The organism is Aquitalea sp. S1-19 (assembly GCF_024343515.1).
Window position 1 is genome coordinate 8075 of the sequence record NZ_RJTZ01000086.1, and the last position, 7045, is coordinate 15119.

The 7045-nt window shown below is 57.4% G+C and carries 7 protein-coding genes and 1 pseudogene; 1 reads left to right on the forward strand and 7 read right to left on the reverse strand.

What is annotated here, in order from left to right:
- The 4 genes from glyQ to EGI20_RS12900 all read right to left on the reverse strand — a co-directional run.
- Positions 1 to 548 (reverse strand): glycine--tRNA ligase subunit alpha (gene glyQ / locus EGI20_RS12885; protein ID WP_498631952.1); only part of this gene is annotated, 548 nt, incomplete at its 3' end.
- 114 nt (positions 549 to 662) lie between these two features.
- A complete protein-coding gene (hemG, locus tag EGI20_RS12890; protein WP_498631953.1) occupies positions 663 to 1469 on the reverse strand; it encodes a protoporphyrinogen oxidase in 807 nt (268 codons plus the stop codon).
- Between the two features lie 97 nt (positions 1470 to 1566).
- Entirely contained in the window at positions 1567 to 2592 is a 1026-nt protein-coding gene (tdh, locus tag EGI20_RS12895; protein ID WP_498631955.1) for an L-threonine 3-dehydrogenase, read from the reverse strand.
- A gap of 59 nt (positions 2593 to 2651) precedes the next feature.
- Positions 2652 to 3851 (reverse strand): glycine C-acetyltransferase, encoded by a 1200-nt coding sequence (locus tag EGI20_RS12900; protein WP_124736703.1) that lies wholly within the window; start codon positions 3849 to 3851, stop codon positions 2652 to 2654.
- Positions 3852 to 4314: 463 nt separating this feature from the next.
- Here EGI20_RS12900 and EGI20_RS12905 point away from each other — a divergent pair, with 463 nt between their 5' ends.
- Positions 4315 to 4959 (forward strand): hypothetical protein, encoded by a 645-nt coding sequence (locus EGI20_RS12905; protein WP_498631957.1) that lies wholly within the window; start codon positions 4315 to 4317, stop codon positions 4957 to 4959.
- Between the two features lie 316 nt (positions 4960 to 5275).
- Here the strand turns inward: EGI20_RS12905 and EGI20_RS12910 are convergent.
- The 3 genes and pseudogenes from EGI20_RS12910 to EGI20_RS12920 all read right to left on the reverse strand — a co-directional run.
- Positions 5276 to 5656 (reverse strand): annotated as a pseudogene (locus EGI20_RS12910) (porphobilinogen synthase); the annotation flags it as partial.
- A gap of 116 nt (positions 5657 to 5772) precedes the next feature.
- A complete protein-coding gene (locus tag EGI20_RS12915; RefSeq protein WP_498630772.1) occupies positions 5773 to 6282 on the reverse strand; it encodes a hypothetical protein in 510 nt (169 codons plus the stop codon).
- Positions 6283 to 6294: 12 nt separating this feature from the next.
- Positions 6295 to 7045: DUF2092 domain-containing protein (locus tag EGI20_RS12920; RefSeq protein WP_498631959.1), on the reverse strand; the 751-nt coding region annotated here is incomplete at its 5' end.

The following is a 7045-nucleotide window of genomic DNA, read 5'->3' on the forward strand; positions in this document are numbered from 1 at the left end:
TATACCGTCCACAGCAGGTCGTAGACGTTTTCCACGCCCTGCAGATACATGGCCAGGCGTTCGATACCGTAGGTAATCTCACCCAGCACCGGCTTGCAGTCGAGGCCGCCAACCTGCTGGAAGTAAGTGAACTGGGTCACTTCCATACCGTTCAGCCAGACCTCCCAACCCAGACCCCATGCACCCAGAGTCGGATTTTCCCAGTCGTCTTCGACAAAGCGGATGTCGTGGATGGTCGGATCGATGCCCAGTACCTTGAGCGAGCCCAGATACAGCTCCTGGATATTGTCAGGGCTAGGCTTCAACGCCACCTGGAACTGGTAGTAATGCTGCAGGCGGTTCGGGTTTTCACCATAGCGCCCATCCTTGGGACGGCGCGAAGGCTGGACATAGGCCGCGTTCCAAGGTTCGGGGCCGATTGCGCGCAGGCAGGTGGCCGGATGCGAAGTTCCGGCGCCCACCTCCATATCGAAGGGCTGCATAAGCACGCAGCCCTGCTGGCTCCAATAATTCTGCAGCGTAAGGATGATTTCCTGGAAGGTCAGCATGGCGTGTCAGTATGAAAGAATCAAACGTCGATTCTAACGGTTCAGGACGATGGGGAAAAGCAAACGGCAGGGAAGAAGCCCCTGCCGTGGTAGGAAAACCGCTTATTTACCCAATCAGGGCAGAGAAGGCGAAGCGCCAGCCAGTTGCAAGGCAAGCTTCTTACCCTTGTCCATGCAATCGGGCACCGATACGCCATCGAGAAAACTCGCACACACATGGATGCCGCGCGCAGCCAGACGCGCCGCCGCCTCACGAGCGGCCAGCACTTCCACGCTGCCCTGGGCGATTGCCTCGGGCCAGCGCACAATCACCTGCTCGCAAGCTTCGCCCGTGACGCCAAACACGTCCGCCAGTTCCTGATTCAGCCGTGCCAGCAACTCTTCATCGGCAAGGGCGGCATGTGCGGCATACTGCGCGCCGCCGACAAAGGGATTCACCGCCTTGGCCAGCACCTCGTCCCCCAGCCGGCGACGAAAAAAGCCGGCCACGGTTTCGGGGCGGGTGGCCGGACGGTTGCGCCGGAACGGCTCGCTCAGCATGCGCCACTTGGCACCCATACTGAAAAAGTCGCCAAACAGCAGCGCACCGGGCCCGCCAGGCAGACGGCGATAACGCCCCTGGCTTAGCACAAAGCGGTGGCGCGATTGCGCCGACGGATACTCGACCTGTAGCCCCAGCTTATCCAGCCACGCCAGATGCGCTTCGCCTGCCATCAGGGTATTGGGGCCGGCTTCAAACAGCGCACCGTTCTGGCCAAGGGTACGGATCTTGCCGCCCACCCGTTCGCCAGACTCGAATACGCGCACTGTCATGCCCTGCCCGGCCATAAACCAGGCCGCAGACAGCCCGGAGATACCGGCACCGACGACCGCCACGTGCAATGGCGAAAGGGGGAAAGTCTGCAGTGTATTGTCGTTCATTGTGTCAGCATGCCAGAAGATGGCATTTTGCCCGTTGATAAGCATCAAGGCCGGCGTCACGCGACACCGGCCTTGATGGATAAAGCCAGAAAAACGCTTATTGCCAGTCGAGAATGACCTTGCCACTCTGACCCGACAGCATGGCGGCGAAGCCCTGCTCGAAATCATCCACCTTGTAGTGGTGAGTAATGATAGGGGTGATATCGAGGCCGGACTGGATCAGCGCCACCATCTTGTACCAGGTCTCGAACATCTCGCGCCCGTAAATACCCTTGATCTCCAGACCCTTGAAGATCACCTGATTCCAGTCAATGGCGGTGTCGGCAGGCGGAATGCCCAGCAGCGCGATCTTGCCGCCGTTGTTCATCACTTCCAGCATCTGGCGGAAGGCATGCGGGTTGCCGGACATCTCGAGGCCGACATCGAAGCCCTCGCACATATGCAGCTCGCCCATCACCTGCTTCAAGTCTTCCTTCGCCACATTGACCGCACGGCTGGCGCCCATCTTGCGGGCCAGATCCAGACGGTACTCGTTGACATCGGTCACCACCACATGGCGCGCGCCGACATGGCGGGCGACGGCCACCGCCATAATGCCGATCGGGCCGGCACCGGTAATCAGCACGTCTTCACCGACCATATTGAAGCTCAAGGCGGTATGCACGGCATTGCCGAACGGATCGAAAACCGCCGCCAGATCATCCGAGATGCCTTCGGGAATCGGGAAGGCATTGAAAGCCGGAATCACCAGATACTCGGCAAAAGCACCGGCGCGGTTGACGCCGACACCGATGGTGTTGCGGCACAAGTGGCGACGACCGGCGCGGCAGTTGCGGCAGTGGCCGCAGGTAATATGGCCTTCACCGGACACGCGATCACCGATATTGAATCCCTTCACCTCCGAACCCATGCCGGCGACGACGCCGACGTACTCGTGGCCGACGTGCATCGGCACCGGGATGGTCTTTTGCGACCACTCGTCCCAGTTCCAGATATGAATGTCGGTGCCGCAGATCGCCGTCTTGGTAATCTTGATCAGCAAATCGTTGTGACCGACTTCGGGCATAGGCACATCGGTCATCACCAGACCGGGAGCGCGCGTAAGCTTGGCAAGTGCTTTCATTTTTACATCCTTCCTTATCTATGGCCGCAGCAAGGATCGCCCGCTGCGGCGCGGCAAGCTTAAATCACGCCCAGTTCGCGGCCGACCTTGGTAAAGGCGGCGACCACACGGTCGATCTGCTCGGGCGTATGTGCGGCGGACATCTGAGTACGGATGCGCGCCTTGCCCTTGGGCACGACAGGGAAGGAGAAGCCGACTACATAAATGCCTTCTTTCAGCAGCGCAGCCGACATTTCCCCGGCCAGACGCGCGTCGCCCAGCATCACCGGAATAATAGGATGCTCACCCGGCACCAGGGTAAAGCCGGCCGCGCTCATGGCCGTGCGGAAATGCTCGGCATTGCGCTTGAGCGCAGCGCGTAGTTGCGCACCTTCTTCGCTGGCCAGTATTTCCAGCACGCGAATGCTGGCGGCGGTAATAGCCGGAGCCAGCGAGTTGGAAAAGAGATAGGGGCGCGAGCGCTGGCGCAACAGCTCGACAATCGCTTTGCGTCCCGATACATAACCGCCGGAAGCCCCGCCCAGCGCCTTGCCCAGCGTACCGGTGTAGATATCGATACGATCGGAGACGCCACAGCGCTCGGGTGTGCCAGCACCGGTTTCACCGATAAAGCCTACCGCGTGCGAATCATCCACCATCACCAGCGCACCGTAGCGATCGGCCAGATCGCAGATGGACTTGAGGTCGGCGATGATGCCGTCCATCGAGAACACGCCATCGGTCACGATCAGCTTGTAACGGGCACCGGCCGCTTCGGCTGCCTGCAGCTGCGCCTCAAGGTCGGCCATATCGTTATTGGCGTAACGGAAACGCTTGGCCTTGCACAGGCGCACACCATCGATAATCGAGGCGTGATTCAGCGCATCCGAAATCACCGCATCGTGCTCATCCAGCAGCGTCTCGAACACGCCGCCGTTGGCGTCGAAGCAGCTGGAGTAAAGGATGGTGTCGTCGGTATCCAGAAAAGCCGAGATGGCGGACTCAAGCTTCTTGTGCACGCTTTGCGTCCCGCAGATAAAGCGTACCGAGGCACAGCCATAACCATAATCATCCAGCCCCTGCTTGGCAGCGGCGATCAGGCGGGCATCATCGGCCAGACCCAGATAATTGTTGGCACAGAAATTCAATACATGCTGGCCGCCAGCCAGCGTCACATCGGCGCTTTGCGGCGAATCGATCACGCGTTCGGGTTTTTCAAAACCGTCGGCGCGAATATGGGCCAGCGTCGCCTCAAGATGGGCAAGATAGGTTCTGTTCATGGCGTCCTTGTCCGAATAAGCACTGTGTATTTAGGCACGGCCGGCATCGATACGCAGAGAAAGCGTAGCCGCGCAGGAGCGTCAGAATACGCGCAGAACGGCATATTTGAAAGCAAGCATATGCTTCACAACATGGATTGATGCCATCGGACAAGCATGTGGGATAGGCCGAAGGCCGGCGCTCTGTGCCAAACCATGTTTTCTGGAATCAGTTCGCACATACATAAACCGGCACGCAATTTGACATAGGCATATACAGCGGGGTGTAATGCCGTATGTGCAGTTTGCCACACAAGGCATCAGGAGCTGCGTCACAGCAGTCCCATCTGGATGTGTATACCCCCACCTCAACTCCTCGATGCGATTGAAGATCCATGCAAGTCCGCAGCGATGAGCATGGTTATACACATGAATAAAACAGATATACACCTGTAGAGGTGTAAATTTAACGCTATGTTTTTCTATGCCATCTTTTATTGTTGATTTTTGGTCAAACACATTTAGCATCTTGGCGAAAATATCCATATTTTCGCTTGTACGAAAGTTATTTCCGTCTGCGATCACTGCCCGTTTCGTAGACATCTGGGTATTAAGCCATCTTGCTCTTTCAATGGCCGCCGTCTTTTTCGCCGCATACGTCCCTTATCCAGCTTTTGGATATTTTTTTATGGGGTATGGCTTCCTAAGAACCTTCGAGATCGTCGTATACCAGACCAACGTTTTACTTTTTGACGAATACCGAGTGATAAAAGCAGGGGGGGAGTACCACCTAGAGGGCTACCGCCGTATCGTACTACTGCTATTGCACAACTACTTCGAAATAATTCTTTGGCTTGCTTGCACTTACACGGTTATGGCCACCGATTTTGATCATAAATGGCAGTCTGGGACAGGAACTGCATTTGGTGGCATTTACAGTAGCTTCATAACAATGACAACCTTTGGTGATTTTGACTTAATCCCCAAAAACACCATGGCTGCATTTGTACTTCTTTTCCATGCCACTGTTGGCTTATTCATGACTCTCTTGAGCCTAGCCCGGTTCATTAGCCTAATACCTGCTCCTAAAACACGCGATGCAGTTGAAAGAAAACAAATTGAAAGATAAAAATATAACATTGAGTGCCAGCAGATGCTGCTCGATAAAGCTGTACAGCCCTGCTGGCTTGAGTTTTATCTGAACTTAGGAGACCAGAGTGCAAAGAACATGTCGCCTTTAGTATTCAGCGCGTAGGGCGGGTTAGGCCAAAGGCCGTAACCCGCCATCGAGCAGAGACATGGCCACATCAGGTGGGTTACGCCACCTCCAGTGGCTAACCCACCACTCCCCCAACAACAAACCGCCCCGCAAGCATGGCCTGCGGGGCGGTTTGGTCGTTTTACGCCGCCATATAAATCAAAGAGGCGCGAACGGCGGAGGTTCACTACGCCTTGAGCAGTCGGGCGGCGTCGAGCGCAAAGTAGGTCAGAATGCCATCGGCGCCGGCGCGTTTGAACGCCAGCAGGCTTTCCATCATGCACTTTTCTTCATTCAGCCAGCCGTTCTGCGCGGCGGCCTTGAGCATCGCGTATTCGCCCGATACCTGATAGGCGTAAGTCGGCACGCGGAAGGTGTCTTTCACGCGGCGGATCACGTCCAGGTAAGGCATGCCCGGCTTGACCATGATGATGTCGGCGCCCTCTTCCTGATCCATGGCCACTTCCTGGATCGCTTCGTCCAGATTGGCCGGGGCCATCTGGTAGCTGTACTTGTCGGCCTTGCCCAGATTGCCGGCGCTGCCAACCACGTCGCGGAACGGGCCGTAATGGACAGCATCGGGATGCCGAGCTTGAGCGCTGCTTTAGCGGTATAAGGCTATAAAAAATCCCCGGAAGAAGTCTGGGGATTTTTTATAGGTACATCCAAGGCGGGAGGCTGACATCAGTACGGCGGATTCACCACGATGAACTGTGTCCCTCGTGGCTGATACCAGGTGTTTCCGCACTGCTGGTAGATAATGCCGCCGTAGTTGACCGGCACGCAGCCGGGGGGCACGGAACGTACGATGGAACCAACGATGGCACTCGTCACCGCCACGGTCGCCCCCACCGCCACCGCCGTTGCTACCGGGTGGTAGTCGTTGTCCCAACCTCCGCTGTGATGGACATCCACATCGACATCCCTGTTAACGTTCCTGTTAACGTTCCTGTTAACATTTTTGTTGACGTTCACATTGTTGACGCTACTGCTACGGACATTGTTTGTGCGTACATCGGCCCTGCTGTGATCGACATTGACCTTCTGCCGGGCTCCGCCGCCCGCAGCGGCATGCGGTTTGGAGGCGGCGAGCTTGCCGCTGCGGGCGGCCTCGACGACCGGAACCAGAGCGAAACTGGCCACCAGCAGCGCCACCAGCGGAGACAGGAACAGCTTGCGCAGTGCATTTTCCATGACATGACTCCTCTACTTGGTTTTGCGCGGCAGCAGTTCGGCCGGGGAAGCGCCCTTGGGCGGCTTGAAGCTGAAAACTGCGTTCGAAAAGGTAGGCTTCAGGTTCCAGTCGATCAGGCTGACCGACTGCGGACGTGCTTCGTCGTCACGCTGGGTGATCACAAGCTTGCGCGGCAAGGGCCGGTCTCCGGCCGAGATCCAGATCTGCCAGTCGGTATTGCCCTGACGGAAGGCATAATGATCACACAGCGTCTGGCCAATGAAATCCTGGCCGGCATTCATCGCTGACTGTATCCCGTCGAACGGCGCATCCGGCGTGCCCCAGACAAACAGATCGGCCAGAGGGGTTTCCACACCGTACTTTTCCTCCAGACGGTTAACCAGCACATTGAGTTTGCCGGTAAACGGCACCGTCGAGTAATACTTCTGCGCGGGCGAGTACAGGGTCACGCGCTGGCCGTCGTAAAAGATCTCGCGTTCGGAGCGAGCACTGGATATCAGGGCACGCAGCCGCTCAGGACGATCGACATCCAGTACGGCCTTCGCCGTATGCTGCAGTTTCTGGCCGTCGGCAAGCACCCGCTCGCCCGTCAGTTCGGTCGAGACCTGAAAGCGCTTCAGGCTCAGCAAATAAACACCCATATCCTTCAGCGCCTGGATGGCCGCCGGATCGACCGCGTCTGCGGATGCCTGCGCAGGCGCGGCCGGGGTATCCGTCTGGGCATGCAAGACGGAGGGTGCTAGCGAGATTGCCAGCAGGCTT

Bases quoted from the DNA above. Each gene is read 5' to 3' on its own strand.
- tdh (WP_498631955.1), bottom strand. From the start codon at position 2,592: ATGAAAGCACTTGCCAAGCTTACGCGCGCTCCCGGTCTGGTGATGACC.
- EGI20_RS12905 (WP_498631957.1), top strand. From the start codon at position 4,315: ATGCCATCTTTTATTGTTGATTTTTGGTCAAACACATTTAGCATCTTG.
- hemG (WP_498631953.1), bottom strand. From the start codon at position 1,469: ATGAACGACAATACACTGCAGACTTTCCCCCTTTCGCCATTGCACGTG.
- EGI20_RS12900 (WP_124736703.1), bottom strand. From the start codon at position 3,851: ATGAACAGAACCTATCTTGCCCATCTTGAGGCGACGCTGGCCCATATT.
- EGI20_RS12915 (WP_498630772.1), bottom strand. From the start codon at position 6,282: ATGGAAAATGCACTGCGCAAGCTGTTCCTGTCTCCGCTGGTGGCGCTG.